The organism is Monashia sp. NPDC004114 (genome assembly GCF_053603855.1).
Genome location: NZ_JBSGGK010000005.1, coordinates 227,890 through 244,593, shown reverse-complemented (window position 1 = coordinate 244,593; position 16,704 = coordinate 227,890). Strand labels below are relative to the sequence as shown.

The following is a 16,704-nucleotide window of genomic DNA, read 5'->3' as shown; positions in this document are numbered from 1 at the left end:
CCCGACAACGACCGCGGCAACCGGGAGATCAGGTCTGCGCGGGCGGCTTCTCGGCGGGCACGAGCTCGGCTTCGCGGACCTCGATGCCGTCGCCCTCTGCATAGGTCAGCTCACCGATCCGACCGCTCGCCCTGAGGTCGGCCTCGGCTGCCCGGACGTGCTCGAGCTGGCGTGCCGGACCCACGAGCGTCATGGTGCGCACCTCCGCGCGCATCCCCAGCTTGGCCTCCGACTTGACCTTGCGCACCCCGGCCAGCGCCTCGGCGACCGACGCGAGCAGCGCCGGGTCGCCGCCGGCGGGCAGGCTGTCACGTCCGGGCCACGTCTGGCGGTGGACCGAGCCGTCCCCGAACCACGACCAGACCTCCTCGGTGACGTACGGCACGAAGGGCGCCAGGAGCCGAAGCAGGGTGTCGAGGGCCAGCCGCAGGGCGGCTCGGGCGCTCGCCGCCTCGGCCTCGCCCTGGCCGCCGTAGGCACGGTCCTTGACCAGCTCGAGATAGTCGTCGCAGAAGGTCCAGAAGAAGGTCTCCGTGACCTCGAGCGAACGGGTGTAGTCCCAGGCCTCGAAGCCGTGGGTCGCCTTGTCGACGATGTCGCCGAGCGCCGAAAGCATCGACAGGTCAAGAGGATTGGTCACTGCTGCGCCAAGGTCGCCGGTCACCTCGCCGAAACCGAGTGCGAACTTCGAGGCGTTGAGGATCTTGATCGCGAGGCGGCGGCCGACCTTCATCTGTCCGGTGTCGTATGCCGCGTCCGTGCCCAGGCGACCAGACGCCGCCCAGTAGCGCACCGCGTCCGCACCGTGGCTCTTGACGACGTCCTCGGGCGTCTCCGCGTTGCCCTTGGACTTGCTCATCTTCTTGCGGTCCGGGTCGAGGATCCAGCCGCTGATGGCCGCGTGCCGCCAGGGCACGGTGCCGTGCTCGAAGTGAGCCCGGGTCACCGTCGCGAAGAGCCAGGTGCGGATGATGTCGTGGGCCTGCGGGCGCATGTCCATCGGGAAGATCGCCTCGAAGAGCTTGGCGTCGGATGCGTGCCCGGACCCGTCGGCCACCGGCCAGCCGGCAGCGATCTGGGGGGTGAGCGATGACGTCGCCCAGGTGTCCATGATGTCCGGGTCGGCCACGAAGCCGCCCGCCCGCCCGCGCTGCGACTCGTCGTAACCCTCGGGCACGTCGATCTGGGGGTCGACCGGCAGCGCCGACTCCGGGGCGAAGACCGGATGGTCGTAGTCGGTCTCGCCCTCAGCCGTGACCGGGTACCAGACCGGGAAGGGCACCCCGAAGAACCGCTGGCGGGAGATGAGCCAGTCGCCGTTGAGGCCCTCGACCCAGTTCTTGTAGCGCGAGCGCATGAAGGTCGGGTGGAAGTCGACCTCGTCGCCGCGGGCCACGAGGGCTGCGCGCAGGTCCGGCTCTCGGCCGCCGTTGCGGATGTACCACTGGCGCGACGTGACGATCTCGAGCGGCTTGTCGCCCTTCTCGTAGAAGTTCGCCTTGCGCTGGGTCTTCTGCGGCTCGCCGTCGAGGTCGCCGGACTCGCGCAGCGCGGCGACCACAGCCTCACGAGCACTGAACGTCGTCTTGGTGGCGAGCTCGCCGGCATACAGCTGCTCGCCGGGGCCACCCGCGATCCACTCGGGGGTCTCGGCCTGCAGGCGACCCGTGCGGGTGATCAGCGAGCGGATGGGCAGCCGGAGCTCACGCCACCACATGACGTCGGTCAGGTCGCCGAAGGTGCAGCACATCGCGATGCCCGCGCCCTTGTCCATCTCGGCCGCCGCATGGGCCAGCACGGGGATCTCGACATCGAACAGCGGAGAGCGCACGGTCGTGCCGAACAGCGGCTGGTAGCGCTCGTCGTCCGGGTGGGCGATCAGCGCGACCACGGACGGGATCAGCTCCGGGCGGGTCGTCTCGATGTAGACCGGCGCCGTGGTGCCCTCACCCGTCGCCCGGTGGAAGGCCACGCGATGGTAGGCGCCGGGGTAGTCACGTGCCTCGAGCTCGGCCTGGGCGACCGCCGTCTGGAACGTGACGTCCCAGAGGCCCGGCGCCTCGGACTGGTACGCCTCGCCGCGGGCGCAGTTGCGCAGGAAGGCCTGCTGCGCGACGGCGCGGGACCGCTCGTCGATGGTGCGGTAGGAGATGTCCCAGTCGAGCGAGAAGCCGAGGCGGCGGAAGAGCGACTCGAACGTCACCTCGTCCTTGACCGTGAGCACGTCACAGAGCTCGATGAAGTTCTTGCGGCTGACCGGCTGCTGGTCGGCCGGCTTGATCGCCTTGCCGTTGGCGTCGACGCCCTCGGTGAACGGGGGCACGTAACCTTCGACGTAGGGCAGCGTCGCGTCACCCCGCACGCCGTAGTAGTTCTGCACCCGGCGTTCGGTGGGGAGCCCGTTGTCGTCCCATCCGATCGGGTAGAAGACCTCGAACCCCTGCATCCGCTTGTACCGTGCCATGCAGTCGGTGTGCGTGTAGGAGAAGACGTGCCCGACGTGCAGGCTGCCGGATGCCGTGGGCGGCGGCGTGTCGATCGCGAAGACCCGCTCGCGCGGCAGGGACAGTGCCCGCTCGCGGTCGAACGCGTACGTGGTCGCGTCCTTCCATACCTGCATCCACTTCTCCTCGATACCGTCGAGCGTCGGGCGCTCGGGGATCCGAGAGTTCGCGGGTGCAGGTGCATCAGTCATGCGCCCAATCCTTCCAGACACACGCCGGTGCCCTCGACCGGCTTTCGGGCAGGAGCCACCGCAGGGCAGAGTGTCCCCCATGGAGCCCGTCTACTCGTCGGTCATCGGCTTCGCGCGGGGCGTATTCGCCATGCAGGGCCTGCGGTTCACCATCCTCGGCGACGAGAACGTCCCCCGCACAGGCGGGGCGGTCATGACGGTCAACCACACCGGCTACTTCGACTTCGCGTATGCCGGCCTGGCCGCCCAGCGATCGCAACGGCTCGTGCGCTTCATGGCCAAGGACGGCGTGTTCACCCACCCGGTCAGCGGGCCACTCATGCGGGGGATGCGGCATATCCCCGTCGACCGCACGGCGGGCGCGGCGTCGTATGCCGCCGCGGTCGAGGCGCTCAGGGCCGGCGAGATCGTCGGCGTCTTCCCGGAGGCGACGATCTCGCGGTCGTTCGAGCTCAAGGAGTTCAAGACCGGCGCCGCGCGGATGGCTGCCGAGGCCGGCGTGCCCATCCTGCCCGTCGTCATCTGGGGCTCGCAGCGGGTCTGGACCAAGGGTCTTCCCCGACGGCTCGGACGCACGAACGTGCCGATCATCCTCAACGTGGGCGAGCCGATCCCCGTCGCGCCCGACGCCGACCCCGAAGCAGTGACCGAGCACTACAAGGAGGTCATGGCGGACCTGCTCCAGGTGGCCCGAGCGGCATACGAGCCCTTGACGGGAGCGGACCTCAAGTACCTCCCGGCGAGCCTCGGAGGCACCGCACCCACCCTCGCCGAGGCCACCCGCCTGGACGACGCGGAGGCGGCTGACCGCCAGCGACGGGCTGACGAGCGCCGCGTCGGCGACGCGCGCTGACCTCAGGCGGTTCCGAGCAGGAGCTCGCGAGCCCGGCGCATCCGGACGGCGGTGGGGTCTCGGAGTCGGGTCACGCGGTCGGGTCACGGCGGGCTCGACGGTAGCCTTCCGCGCATGGCTCGACAGGCACGACAGCGCGTCCCAGAGGGACCGGCGCCGGACCCAGCGGTCCAGAAGCTGCGCATCCGTTACGCGAAGCGCGGTCGCCTCAGGTTCACCTCGAGCCGTGACTTCCAGCGGGCCCTCGAGCGTGCGCTGCGCCGCGCAGACGTGCCCATGGCGTTCTCGGCCGGCTTCCACCCGCACCCCAAGATCAGCTATGCGAACGCGGCGGCCACCGGGACTGCCAGCGAGGCCGAGTACGTCGAGATCTCTGTCACACAGCGGGTGGACCCCGAGTCTGTGCGCGTTGCTCTCGACGAGGCGCTGCCGTCCGGGATCGACGTCGTCCAGGTGGTCGAGGCCGCGCCGGGGGCGCTCGCCGACAAGCTGGAGGCCAGCGACTGGCTGCTGGAGTTCACAGGCGTCGAGCAGGAGAGGCTGGCGCACGCGGTCGAGACGGTGCTCGCCCTGGAGTCGGCCGAGGTGACTCGCATGACGAAGTCGGGTCCACGCACCTTCGACGTGCGCGGAGCCATCGTGCGCGCAGTGGTCCAGCGACCCTCCGAATTGCCTGTAGACCTCGTGTCGGCTCACGTCATCGGGCCCGACTGTGCGATACTTCGCATGGTCGTACGGCACACCACACCTGCCGTGCGCCCCGACGACATTCTGACCGCGCTGCGTGAGATTGCCGACCTGCAGCCTCCGCGTCCTCCCCTGGTGACGCGTCTGGCGCAGGGACCGCTCGACACCGCAACCGCGAGGGTGGCCGATCCGCTGGCATGACCAACCCGGCATGACAACGAAATGGCTGCCGACAAGAACGCCGACGGCATTCGATCACGGGGCCGCGCCCAGCGCGAACCGTTTTCGGGTGTAGCTCAAACGACTTCCGTCCCGCCGCACACACGGCGCGACGAATGCAACCGCACTCGTGCGGTGTTGACGGCCTCGGTCGGTGTGGGTCTGCACCGCACCTGACGGGAGGCTGCCTGATGGCAACCAACGACGAGACCGCTGCGAACAACCAGGGCGAGCAGACCCTGTTCGAGCCGGCGGACCAGCCCACCTCACCGGCGCCCGACGCCCGGGCGGACGCCACCGCGGATACCACCGCGGACGCCACCGCGGCTGCCGGCGCTGCCGGCGACGAGACCCCGGCACCGCGCAAGCGCGCCAGCAGGCGGACCGCCAAGAAGGCGGCCCCGCGGGCGGCAGCATCCGCCGACGCGACGGCAGACCCTGAGCTCGAGGCTTCGGAGCGACCCGTCCGCAAGCGGGCCACCCGCAAGAAGGCGGCCGACGCGCCGCCCGCCGCGACGGCGAGCAAGCGGGCGCGAGCTCGCAAGGCGACCTCCGCAGACGATGCGGAGCGGGCCGCAGCTGCCGTCGAGGAGCTCGTTGCCGAGGTCCAGGCTGCCGGGCCTGCCGAGCCGAGAAGGGCCAGCGAGGCCAGCGAGACGCCCGAGGTCCTCGAGGCCCCCGAGGCCGCTGAGATCACTGATGACGTCAGTGTCGGCGCAGCCGTCGTCGACGACGACGCCGAGGTCGACGAGACCGATGAGGTCATCGGGGCTCAGGAGACCGAAGAGACGGATGAGTCGGAAGAGGCGCAGGAGGCCGACGAGGATGCACCCGTTGCGGTCGTCCCGAGCTTCAGCCTGCTCTTTCAGGCCCCAGACGCGAGCCATGTCGCACCGCGGCGCCGCCGAGCCGCCGCCACGGCTCCCGTAGAGGAGCCCGAGCCCGAGGAGCAGCACGAGGAGGACACCGGCGGCGAGCCGACGGACGAGGAGGCGGCACCGCGGCGTGCGCGCCGCCGCCGCGGAGGCAAGGGACGCCGCGGCCGAGCGTCCGCCGACGACGGCGCGGAGCCGGAGAGCGGCGAGGCGGCGGAGGACGAGGAGCCGGTCGCGGAGCCGGCAGAGGCCGAGGACGCCGAGGCCGATCAGGAGACGGACGAGGAGGCCGGCACGACCCGCCGGCGTCGCCGCCGTCGGCGTGCGGGATCGGCAGCGGACACTTCGGACGACGGCCCGAACGTGTCCACCCGGGTGCGCCAGCCGCGCAGCGACGAGCCGGTTGCGGTCAAGGGCTCGACCCGCCTCGAGGCGAAGAAGCAGCGCCGCCGCGAGGGGCGCGAGGCGGGCCGCCGCCGCACGATCATCACCGAGGCCGAGTTCCTCGCCCGCCGCGAGTCCGTTGACCGGGTCATGGTCGTCCGCAACAAGGACGGTCGCACCCAGATGGGTGTGCTCGAGGACGGTGTGCTCGTCGAGCACTACATCGACCAGGCCACGAACGTGTCGATGGCAGGCAACATCTACCTCGGCCGGGTCCAGAACGTCCTGCCCTCGATGGAGGCGGCATTCGTCGACATCGGCAAGGGACGCAACGCCGTGCTCTACGCCGGCGAGGTGAACTGGGACGCCGCAGGCCTGGAGGCCAACCAGCCCAAGCGCATCGAGAACGCCTTGACCTCAGGCCAGACGGTCCTCGTCCAGGTGACCAAGGACCCCATCGGCCACAAGGGGGCGCGCCTGACGTCGCAGATCTCACTGCCGGGCCGCTACCTGGTCTACGTGCCGAACTCCTCGATGACCGGCATCAGCCGCAAGCTGCCCGACACCGAGCGCGCCCGGCTCAAGAAGATCCTGCGCGACGTCGTGCCCGACACGGCTGGCGTCATCGTCCGCACCGCGGCTGAGGGCGCCAGCGAGGAGGAGCTGCGCGCGGACGTCGAGCGCCTGACCCGCACCTGGGAGGACATCCAGGCCAAGGCCGAGGCCGGGTCGACCCCGCGAGCGGGCAAGAGCAAGGGCCGCAAGAAGAACGGCGGCACAGGCTCGGCCCCGACAGGCTCGGCGCCTCTGCTGCTGCACGGCGAGCCGGACCTGACGGTCCGCGTGATTCGCGACGTGTTCAACGAGGACTTCAAGCAGCTCGTCGTCTCCGGGGAGCAGGCCTGGCAGGAGATCCACCCGTACATCTCGTCCGTCGCCCCGGACCTTGCAGACCGGGTGACCAAGTGGACCTCGAACGAGGACCTGTTCACGCACCACCGCGTCGACGAGCAGCTGGCGAAGGCCATGGACCGCAAGGTCTGGCTCCCCAGTGGTGGATCGCTGGTCATCGACCGCACCGAGGCGATGACCGTCGTCGACGTCAACACAGGCAAGTTCGTCGGCTCAGGCGGCAACCTCGAGGAGACGGTCACCAAGAACAACATCGAGGCGGCCGAGGAGATCGTTCGCCAGCTGAGGCTGCGTGACATCGGCGGCATCATCGTCATCGACTTCATCGACATGGTGCTCGAGAGCAACCGCGACCTCGTCGTGCGGCGCCTGCTCGAGTGTCTCGGTCGCGACCGCACCAAGCACCAGGTCGCCGAGGTCACCTCGCTCGGGCTCGTGCAGATGACCCGCAAGCGGGTCGGGTCCGGTCTCATCGAGGTCTTCTCCGAGACGTGCGACCGGTGCAACGGACGCGGCTTCATCATCCACACGGACCCCGTCGACCGCGGCGCCCACCAGCACGAGACCCCGAGCGGCGGCGACTCCCGACGCCGTGCGGGTCGCGCCTCGGGTGGCTCGGGTGGTCAGGGTTCGGCCGCTTCCGCCACCGGCGGCAACGGCGCGGGCCATGGCTCGGGAAGCCATGCCGCAGGCAGCTCGGCTCACGCAGGTCAGGCAGGCTCGGCGCAGCCCGAGCACAAGCCGAGCGGTCCGACGGCCGCCCAGATCGCGGCCGCAGCCCACGCCGCGGCGATCAAGGGCAACGGCCCGCACGGCTCTGGGAGCGACGGCCACCCGCACGCTTTCCCCGAGGACGCCGGGCCGTGGGCCGGTGACGACGCCCCGATCGAGGACGAGGATCGCGACGGAGCTGCCGGTCCCGAGCTGGTCGAGCTCGAGTCCGACATCCCCGACGCGGACAGGGTCCAGGTCGAGTCCGCGGTGTCCGACGCGGCAGAGTCCGAGCCCGGCGAGCGCGACGACACACGGTCCGTTGTCGACGCCGATGCCAACGCAGACGCGACCGCGGACACGACCGCGGACGCGACCGCTGACACCCCCGTCGTCACGGGCCTGGCGACCGCCGATCGGGCGCCTTCGCACACGCCCGAGCCGGCTCCACGGGGCCGGCGACGCCGAGGCCGCGTCGTCGCACCCGCCGGACCCCCGCGATCCAGTAGCGGGCCGGCGGAGGGGTCCGAGCCCGCAGGCGAGCACGACGGCGCCTGACCTCGGTTTGGAGCTGGACCGTTCTGGCCGGTAATCTTGTTCATTGGTGCGCCCACCGGGCCCGTGTTGACGGGCCGGTGCTGAAAGTGGCGCTCCATCCCTGATGAGAGAGTGAGTTTCACTGTGTACGCGATTGTTCGCGCTGGCGGTCGCCAGGAGAAGGTGTCGGTGGGCGATGTCCTGCTCGTCGACAAGGTGACGGGTCAGCCCGGCGATGCCATTGAGCTCACGCCGTTGCTTCTCGTGGACGGCACGACCGTCACGTCCGACGCCGACAAGCTGGCGAAGGCCTCGGTCAAGGCTGAGGTCGTCAAGGCCGCCAAGGGCCCGAAGATCACGATTCTCAAGTACAAGAACAAGACGGGCTACCGCAAGCGTCAGGGTCACCGTCAGCCGCTGACCCAGGTCAAGATCACTGAAATCAACGCGTGATCGACGTCCGCGTCGCACGGCACACAGACCTCTGAAGGAGTAACAGACATGGCACACAAGAAGGGTGCGTCCTCGACTCGCAACGGTCGCGACTCGAACGCACAGCGACTCGGCGTGAAGCGCTTCGGCGGCCAGCAGGTCAACGCGGGCGAGATCCTCGTCCGTCAGCGTGGCACGCACTTCCACCCGGGTGAGGGTGTCGGCCGCGGTGGCGACGACACGCTGTTCGCCCTCGTCGCGGGCGCCGTCAAGTTCGGCACCAAGCGCGGCCGCAAGACCGTCAACATCGAGCCGGCCGAGGCCGTCTCTGCGGAGTGACCGACTGGTCACCCACTGAACGTCGCGAAGGGGCGGGCCGCCTGGCCCGCCCCTTCGCACGTCCCGGGCGGACGGCATACCTGCTGGGTATGCCGTCCCGCCCGGCCGATCTGGAAGAGTGAAGTCCCATGGCAGTGAACTTCGTCGACCGCGTGGTGCTGAACCTCGCCGCCGGCAACGGTGGCAACGGTGTCGCCTCGGTGCGCCGGGAGAAGTTCAAGCCGCTCGGTGGGCCCGACGGCGGCAACGGGGGTCACGGCGGCTCGGTCGTGCTGCGGGTGGACCCGCAGTCCACCACGCTGCTCGAGTACCACCGTCATCCGCACCGGCGGGCCGCCAACGGCGCCCCCGGAGCGGGCGACGAGCGCAACGGCGCCGACGGCGACGACCTCGTGCTGCCCGTGCCAGAGGGGACGGTCGTCAAGGACTCGTCCGGCGCGATCGTCATCGACCTCGTCGGCATGGGCACCGAGCACGTGATCGCTCGCGGCGGGCGTGGCGGGCTCGGCAACAAGGCACTCGCGTCGCCGCGCCGCAAGGCACCGGGCTTCGCGCTGCTCGGCGAGCCGGGGGAGGAGGTCGACGTCGTCCTCGAGCTGAAGACGCTCGCCGACGTCGCCCTGATCGGGTTCCCCAGCGCGGGCAAGTCCTCGCTCGTGTCGGTGCTGTCCGCGGCCCGACCCAAGATCGCGGACTACCCCTTCACAACGCTCGTGCCGAACCTCGGCGTCGTCACCGCGGGCAGCAGCCGGTTCACCGTGGCCGACGTGCCGGGCCTCATCCCCGGCGCCCACGAGGGCAAGGGCCTCGGGCTCGAGTTCCTTCGGCATGTGGAGCGATGCTCGGTCCTCGTGCACGTCATCGACTGCGCCACTCTGGAGCAGGGACGCGACCCGATGACCGACCTCGACGTCATCGAGAACGAGCTGTCCCTGTACGTGCCCGACGCCGACCTCGGCGGCCGTCCGCTGGCTGATCGCACGCGGATCGTCGTGCTCAACAAGGCCGATGTGCCCGAGGCCCGCGAGCTGGCCGAGCTGGTCAAGCCGGATCTCGAGGCGCGTGGCCTCGAGGTCTTCATCGTCAGTGCTGTTGCCCACCAGGGGCTGCGTGAGCTGACGTACGCGATGGCCCGCCACGTCGACGCGGCGCGCCTGGAGGTCGAGCAGGTGGTCCCCAAACGGGTCGTGCTGCGGCCCAGGTCGGTCGACGACACGGGTTTCGTCGTGACCAAGGAGGCCGGCCCGGACGGGCCGTTCTACCGGGTCACCGGCGAGCGGCCGGTGCGATGGGTGCGCCAGACCGACTTCAGCAACGACGAGGCCGTCGGCTACCTAGCCGACCGGCTCGCGCGTCTCGGCGTCGAGGACCAGCTCTACAAGGTCGGGGCGCTCGCCGGCGACACCGTGGTGATCGGCGCGACCGACGACGCCGTCGTGTTCGACTGGGAGCCGACGCTCCAGTCGGGTGCCGAGCTGCTGGGCGCCCGAGGCACCGACCTGCGGCTCGACGAGTCGTCGCGCCCGACCCGCGACCAGAAACGCGAGTCGATGCGCGACCGGTACTCTGCCCGCGCCGCGACGCAGGACGAGCTGGAGGCCGAGCGCCGCTCGGGTCTGTGGCATCTGCGCGACGAGGACGACGAGGACTGACGGGCTCGCTCTCGGGTCGAAGTTCCCGCTTTGCCGGGGTCGTCCCCCCGAGTCAGGCACGATCGGGCAGCCTCGCGGCTGACGCGTTCCTAGGCTGGTGGCGTGGATGAGTTCGACGAGCTCCAGTCCCACCTCGTCGACGTCTGGCCTGCGCTGACGTTGCGCACCACCGCGCCCCAGCTGCGCACGGTGATCATGCTGCACAGCGTCCCGACCGACATCGTGCCCGGTCACCTCGCACCGGTCTTTCCCGCCTATGAGGAGCGTTTCCTCGCGGTCGTGCTCAGCCTGCTGCGGGCACCGGGGTCGCGGGTCATCTACCTGACGTCCCAGCCGATCTCGCCGCGAGTGGTCGACTATTGGTTCGGCCTGGTGCCCGGGGTCGACGCCGAAGAGGCGCGCAGCCGGCTCTACCTGATCACACCCTGCGACGGCTCGCCCCGGTCCCTGACCGACAAGCTCCTCGACCGTCCCCGCCTGCTGGACCGGATCCGCCGCCTCGTCATCGACCCACGTTTGGCGGTGGTCGTTCCCTTCGTATGCCGTGAGGCCGAGGCCCGCTTCGCGCTCGAGCTCGGCGTCCCTGTCTACGGATCCAACCCGCGGCTGTGGGAGCTCGGGGGCAAGTCTCGCTCGCGCCGCATCTTCACCCAGGCCGGCGTGCCCATCGCGGCCGGGGTCGAGGATGTGCGTTCCCGCGCTGATCTCCTCGCGGCTTTGTGCGAGCTCCGAGAGCGGGTCCCCGGGGTGCGACGCGTCATGGTCAAGCTCGACCAGGGCGTGAGCGGCTACGGCAACGCCGTCATCGACCTGACCGACGTGGGTGCTGCTCCCGACGACCTGTGGGCCGCGGTCGACCGGCTCGAGGTCGAGGACGAGGAGACGAGCGCCGGGGAGCTGCTCGACCGGCTCGCCGAGGGAGCGTGCGTCGAGGTTCTGCTCACCGGGGACGAGGTGCGCAGCCCGAGCGTGCAGCTTCGCAACAGCCCGACAGGTGAGGTCGAGGTGCTCTCGACCCACGACCAGATCCTCGGTGGTCCCAACGGCCTGAGCTTCCTCGGGTCCCGGTTCCCGTGCGACGCCGAGTACGGCCCGCTCGTCGCCGGCCTCGCGATGCGCGTTGGTCGCCGCCTCGCCGATGAGGGGGTGCTGGGGCGGTATTCGCTCGACTTCGTCGTCGTGCGTGACCTCGGGGGTCCGTGGCGCGCGTATGCCATCGAGATCAACCTCAGGTGCGGTGGCACGACGCACCCCTTCATGGCGCTGCAGACGCTGACCGACGGCGAGTTCGACGTGGGGACAGGCATCTTCACCGACCCGAGGGGCCGACCCAAGTTCTATGCCGCGAGCGACCACCTCGAGGACCCGTCCTACGCCCGGCTGACACCAGACGACCTGTTCGACATCCTCTCCGAGCGGCATATCGGCTGGGACGAGCGGACGATGACCGGCGTCGCGGTCCACATGGCCAGCGCGCTCGCGGTCTCGGGCAGGGCCGGGGCTACGGCCATCGCGGGCACACCCGGGCATGCCGACGCGCTTCTCGCGGCGGTGCGCCACGCCCTCGACGTCGAGGCCGCCCGCGGCACCTGACCCTCTCCACCCGGTCGAGTGCGCGCGTGGTCCCGCTCTCAACCTGGTCGAGTGGGCGCTTGGTCCCACCGGCCAGAGGCCACTGTGTGACGGGTGGGACGCAGCGCCCACTCGACGTGAAGGTCCGCGCTGGTGGCGCGCCGTTGCGCGCCGCGCGGCGGCAGGTGGCCTCGCTCTCAACCGGGTCGAGTGGGCGCTTGGTCCCACCGGCCACAGGCCACTGTGTGATGCCACTGTGTGACGGGTGGGACGCAGCGCCCACTCGACGTGAGGGTCCGCGCTGGTGGCGCGCCGTTGCGCGCCGCGCGGCGGCAGGTGGCTTCGCTCTCAACCTGGTCGAGTGGGCGTTTGGTCCCACCAGCCACAGGCCACTGTGTGACGGGTGGGACGCAGCGCCCACTCGACGTGAGGGTCCGCGCTGGTGGCGTGCCGTTGCGCGCCGCGCGGCGGCAGGTGGCCTCGCTCTCAACCTGGTCGAGTGGGCGCTTGGTCCCACCGGCCACAGGCCACTGTGTGACGGGTGGGACGCAGCGCCCACTCGACGTGAGGGTCCGCGCTGGTGGCGCGCCGTTGCGCGCTGCGCGGCGGCAGGTGGCTTCGCTCTCAACCTGGTCGAGTGGGCGCTTGGTCCCACCGGCCACAGGCCACTGTGTGATGCCACTGTGTGACGGGTGGGACGCAGCGCCCACTCGACGTGGGGCGGGGTGCGGTGCGGAACGGGGGGGTGAACGGCATACGGCCGTCTGGGGTCGGGGCCGCGCATAGGGTGTCCCTCATGAGTTCGTGGGGCGCGCTGTTGCGCCGGGGCCACCTGGGCACCCAGGCGGACCGGGCGACGTACCGCACGCTGCACACCGCGCTGCTGGCCTCGCCACCGCTGCGGATGGGGCTCACGGCGGCATCGGCCGAACGGTCGCTCAAGCACCTGCGCACCCTGCTGGGCGCTCCCGCGGCAGCGATGACCGACACGACGACCCTGCTCGCCTGGGAGGGCGGCCGGGCTCACCACTCCGGGCAGCCGGCAACGATCGCCGCGGGCACGCTCACCCACGGGCGCACCACGGTCGTCGACGGGGCCGACATCGCCTGCGGGGAGCCGTCGTGCATCGTCCGGCAGGCGATCGTGGCCCCGCTCGACGTCGACGAGAAGGTCGTCGGAACGCTGCAGGTGTTCACCGACCGAGCATCGGCCGGTCTCGTGCGGGCGACCGACGAGGTCGCCCGCTGGGTCTCTGGGCAGCTCGAGCTCGCGGAGCTCGACGCGTCCCGGACGCGCCTCATGGAGGCCGAGGTGCGCGCGCTGAGGGCACAGATCAGCCCCCACTTCATCTACAACTCGCTGACCGCCATCGCCTCCTTCACCCGCACCGACGCCGAACGGGCCCGCGAGCTGCTGCTCGACCTCGCCGAGTTCACGCGCTACTCCTTCCGCCGGCACGGTGAGTACACGACCCTCGCAGAGGAGCTGCGGTCGATCGAGGCCTACCTCGTCATCGAGAAGGCCCGGTTCGGCGACCGGCTCACGGTGACCCTTCGGGTGGCGCCGGAGGTGCTGCCCGTCGTCGTGCCGTTCCTCTGTCTCCAGCCGATCGTCGAGAACGCGGTCCGGCATGGCCTCGAGCGCAAACCGGGCGCCGGAGAGATCAGCATCCTGGCCCAGGACGCCGACCACGAGTGCGTGGTGACCATCGAGGACAACGGCGTCGGGGAGGACCCCGAGCGGGTTCGGCGAGTGCTCGCGGGCGAGCCGGGCTCCGACTCCGTTGGCCTCGCGAACGTCGACGAGCGACTGCGGGCAGCTTTCGGCGACGACTACGGCCTCGTCGTCGAGACGGCACAAGGCGCGGGGACCAAGGTCATCGTGCGGCTGCCGAAGTTCCGACCCGGGGTGCACGTATGACCGGGGTGATCGACGAGCAGCGGCTCTTGCGGGTCCTCGCCGTCGATGACGAGGCCCCCGCACTCGACGAGCTGGTCTGGATGCTCGAGCGGCACGAGTGCGTGCGCCAGGTCATCCCGGCCGGGTCCGGCGAGGACGCGCTCCGGGTGCTGCACGAGCAGCAGGTCGACGCGATCTTCATGGACGTCCAGATGCCGGGGCTGAGCGGCCTCGACCTCGCGCGGGTGCTCTCGCGGTTCTCGACCCAGCCGCCCGTCGTCTTCGTCACCGCTCATGAGCGCCACGCCGTCGACGCCTTCGAGCTCAACGTCGTCGACTACGTTCTCAAGCCCGTCCGTGACGAACGACTCGGGCAGGCGGTCCGCCGCGTCCTGCGCCAAGTGCATGGACGCGAGGCCGTCACGGGCCCGGAGGACGACACCATCCTGGTCGAGCTCGCCGGGGTGAGTCGGCTCGTCCCGCGGTCCGACGTGCTCTTCGTCGAGGCCCAGGGTGACTACGCGCGTCTGCACACGGCGACCGAGAGCCATCTGGTCCGGGTGCCACTGACCACCCTCGCCGACCAGTGGCGCGACTCCGGCTTCGTCCGCATCCATCGTTCGACCCTGGTCGCGATCGGCCACATCAGCGAGTGGCGCACGGAAGGCGGCCGGACCACAGTGATCGTGGGCGGCCACGAGCTCGTCGTGAGCCGGCGGCATACCCGGGCTCTGCGTGACCTGCTCGCGCGGCGGGCCCAACCGCGCCGGGGAATCCCGTGAGCACCAACCCTTTCCGCCCCGACGAGGGCCCCGCACGCACGGGGCAGCGGGTGCGCGTGACGAGCCCGAGGACCTCGGCGTCTCGCACCAGGGCCGTCTCCATCGCGTCGGAGATCGACGAGCAGACCAGGCTTGGGGAGGTCTACATCACCTCCCTCATGCGGAGCCAACTGCGGTTGGCGATCGGCGTGCTCGGGGTGGTCGCCCTGACTCTCGGGGCACTTCCGCTGCTCTTCTGGCTCGTGCCGGCGATCGGGACCCTCGACCTTATCGGCATACCGGTGCCGTGGATGCTGCTCACGGTCGTCGCGTTCGCAGAGGTCATCGTGCTCGGCCGGCTGTACGTCCGGCAGGCCGAGCGCAACGAGGACAACTTCAGCGACCTGCTGGACGAGCGATGAGCACCGAGCGATGAGCACCCAGCGATGAGCACCGTGCCATGAACAACACCGCCAGCATCGTCGCGGTCGTCCTCGTGTCCATCACCTCACTGGCGGTGGGCGCTTTCGGGCTACGGCTGTCGCGGACGATGAGCGACTTCTATGTGGCCTCGCGCGGGGTGAGCCCGGTGCTCAACGCGTCGGCGATCAGTGGCGAATACCTCTCGGCCGCATCGTTCCTGGGCGTCGCCGGGCTCATCCTTGCCCGCGGGGTGGACATGCTCTGGCTGCCCGTGGGGTGGACGGCCGGGTACTTGCTCCTGCTCGTCTTCGTCGCTGCGCCGCTGCGCCGGTCGGGGGCGTACACGCTGCCCGACTTCGCCCAGCTGCGGCTCGAGTCGCTCACCGCGCGGCGTGCCTCAAGCCTGCTTGTCGTGGCGATCGGCCTGCTCTACCTCATCCCGCAGTTCCAGGGGGCCGGCCTGACGCTGCGCACCTTGACCGGCGCGCCATCCTGGGTGGGCCAGGCCGTGGTCGCGGTCGTGGTGTGTCTGAGCGTGCTGCCCGGTGGCATGCGGAGCGTCACCCTCGTGCAGGCGTTCCACTACTGGCTGAAGCTCTTCGCGCTGCTCCTGCCCGCCTTCTTCTTCCTCGGCGTCCTCGCGTCACACACGAACCAGCCCGCCGTCGGGGCGGTCGACGTCACCGACTGGGTCCGCCCCCTCCAAGGCCCCAACGCCCTCTACCTGACGTACTCCCTCGTCCTTGCGACCTTCTTCGGCACGATGGGCCTGCCTCATGTGGTCGTCCGGTTCTACACCAACCCCGATGGCCGCGCGGCCCGCCGGACGACCCTTGTGGTCCTGGTCCTGCTGTCCGGGTTCTACCTGCTGCCGGTCCTCTACGGCGTCCTCGGGCGGTTCTTCGCCTCGGACCTTGTCGCCGCGGGGCGGGCGGACTCCGTCGTGCTCGAGCTGCCGAGTCGGGTCTTCGACGGCCCCCTCGCGCAGGGCCTCACCGCGGTGCTGGCGGCGGGTGCTTTCGCCGCGTTCCTGTCGACCTCGACCGGCCTCGTCGTCTCGGTGGCCGGGGTGCTCAGCCAGGACATCGTCCGGTGGGGGAGCGGCAGGCGGCAGGGCATCCGTGGCTTCCGCCTGTCCACGGTGATCGCCGTGGCGCTGGCCGTCGTGCTCACCTTCGCCTCCGCGGGGGTGCCGGTCGCGCACGCTGTCGAGCTCGCTTTCGCGGTGGCTGCGTCGACCTTCTGCCCGATGCTGCTCCTTGGCATCTGGTGGCGTGGGCTCACGGCGGCTGGAGCGATCTGCGGGCTCGTCGCCGGCGGTGGGCTGTCCATGTCCGCGGTCGTGTCGACGACCTTCGGGGTCCAGATGCCGGGCTGGCTCGGAGTGGTCATGACCCAGCCCGCCGCGATCAGCGTGCCGGTCGCCTTCGCAACCATGGTGACTGTCTCGGTCGCGACGCGGTCACGCGCGCCGGAGCACGTCGCGCAGACCATGGTGCGCCTGCACGCGCCCGAGCACATCGACCTCAACCGGGGGACGTTCCACCCCGAGCGGTGGGAGTCGTCCGAGCCCGCCGGACGGCATACCGCTCATCGTGCGCGGGTGACCGCTCGTCGCAGCTGACGCTGCGCACACCGACCAGTCGACGCCGCTGGGCGATGGGCCGTGGCGGTTACCTGCCGTGCGCGTCCCTCGGTCCCTACGGTGGCACGCAGCCGACCGCGTGGTCGGTGGCGCGGAGCGACAGGGGA

General features: G+C 70.6%; 12 protein-coding genes. 11 read left to right on the top strand and 1 reads right to left on the bottom strand.

What is annotated here, in order from left to right; genetic code table 11:
- Window positions 1–28: 28 nt before the first annotated feature.
- On the bottom strand, window positions 29–2,695 hold the full coding sequence (valS, locus tag ACWEOW_RS09350) for a valine--tRNA ligase (RefSeq protein ID WP_452268910.1): 2,667 nt from the start codon (window positions 2,693–2,695) through the stop codon (window positions 29–31).
- A 79-nt stretch (window positions 2,696–2,774) separates the two neighbouring features.
- On the opposite strand from valS, the gene ACWEOW_RS09345 reads away from it, so the two are divergent.
- The 11 genes from ACWEOW_RS09345 (at window position 2,775) to ACWEOW_RS09295 (ending at window position 16,576) form a co-directional block, all read left to right on the top strand.
- The gene (locus tag ACWEOW_RS09345) at window positions 2,775–3,548 is read left to right on the top strand and encodes a lysophospholipid acyltransferase family protein (protein WP_452268909.1); all 774 of its coding nucleotides are present in this window, start codon (window positions 2,775–2,777) and stop codon (window positions 3,546–3,548) included.
- Window positions 3,549–3,662: 114 nt separating this feature from the next.
- Window positions 3,663–4,436 (top strand): TIGR03936 family radical SAM-associated protein, encoded by a 774-nt coding sequence (locus ACWEOW_RS09340; RefSeq protein ID WP_452268908.1) that lies wholly within the window; start codon window positions 3,663–3,665, stop codon window positions 4,434–4,436.
- A gap of 209 nt (window positions 4,437–4,645) precedes the next feature.
- Complete coding sequence (locus tag ACWEOW_RS09335; protein ID WP_452268907.1) at window positions 4,646–7,894, top strand: Rne/Rng family ribonuclease; 3,249 nt, start codon at window positions 4,646–4,648, stop codon at window positions 7,892–7,894.
- Window positions 7,895–8,017: 123 nt separating this feature from the next.
- Complete coding sequence (gene rplU, locus ACWEOW_RS09330; RefSeq protein WP_452268944.1) at window positions 8,018–8,326, top strand: 50S ribosomal protein L21; 309 nt, start codon at window positions 8,018–8,020, stop codon at window positions 8,324–8,326.
- 48 nt (window positions 8,327–8,374) lie between these two features.
- A complete protein-coding gene (gene rpmA, locus ACWEOW_RS09325; protein WP_452268906.1) occupies window positions 8,375–8,644 on the top strand; it encodes a 50S ribosomal protein L27 in 270 nt (89 codons plus the stop codon).
- A gap of 128 nt (window positions 8,645–8,772) precedes the next feature.
- Window positions 8,773–10,296 carry a GTPase ObgE gene (gene obgE, locus ACWEOW_RS09320; RefSeq protein ID WP_452268905.1) on the top strand — a complete coding sequence of 508 codons (1,524 nt, stop codon included), beginning with the start codon at window positions 8,773–8,775 and terminating at the stop codon, window positions 10,294–10,296.
- 102 nt (window positions 10,297–10,398) lie between these two features.
- A complete protein-coding gene (locus ACWEOW_RS09315; protein ID WP_452268904.1) occupies window positions 10,399–11,889 on the top strand; it encodes a peptide ligase PGM1-related protein in 1,491 nt (496 codons plus the stop codon).
- 775 nt (window positions 11,890–12,664) lie between these two features.
- Entirely contained in the window at window positions 12,665–13,789 is a 1,125-nt protein-coding gene (locus ACWEOW_RS09310; protein WP_452268903.1) for a sensor histidine kinase, read from the top strand.
- Complete coding sequence (locus ACWEOW_RS09305; RefSeq protein ID WP_452268902.1) at window positions 13,786–14,550, top strand: LytR/AlgR family response regulator transcription factor; 765 nt, start codon at window positions 13,786–13,788, stop codon at window positions 14,548–14,550. Before ACWEOW_RS09310 ends, ACWEOW_RS09305 begins: the two co-directional genes overlap by 4 nt.
- Window positions 14,547–14,951 (top strand): hypothetical protein, encoded by a 405-nt coding sequence (locus ACWEOW_RS09300; RefSeq protein WP_452268901.1) that lies wholly within the window; start codon window positions 14,547–14,549, stop codon window positions 14,949–14,951. Before ACWEOW_RS09305 ends, ACWEOW_RS09300 begins: the two co-directional genes overlap by 4 nt.
- Before the next feature lie 38 nt (window positions 14,952–14,989).
- Window positions 14,990–16,576, top strand: a complete 1,587-nt coding sequence (locus ACWEOW_RS09295; RefSeq protein WP_452268900.1) for a sodium/solute symporter — start codon at window positions 14,990–14,992, stop codon at window positions 16,574–16,576.
- Window positions 16,577–16,704 lie beyond the last annotated feature (128 nt).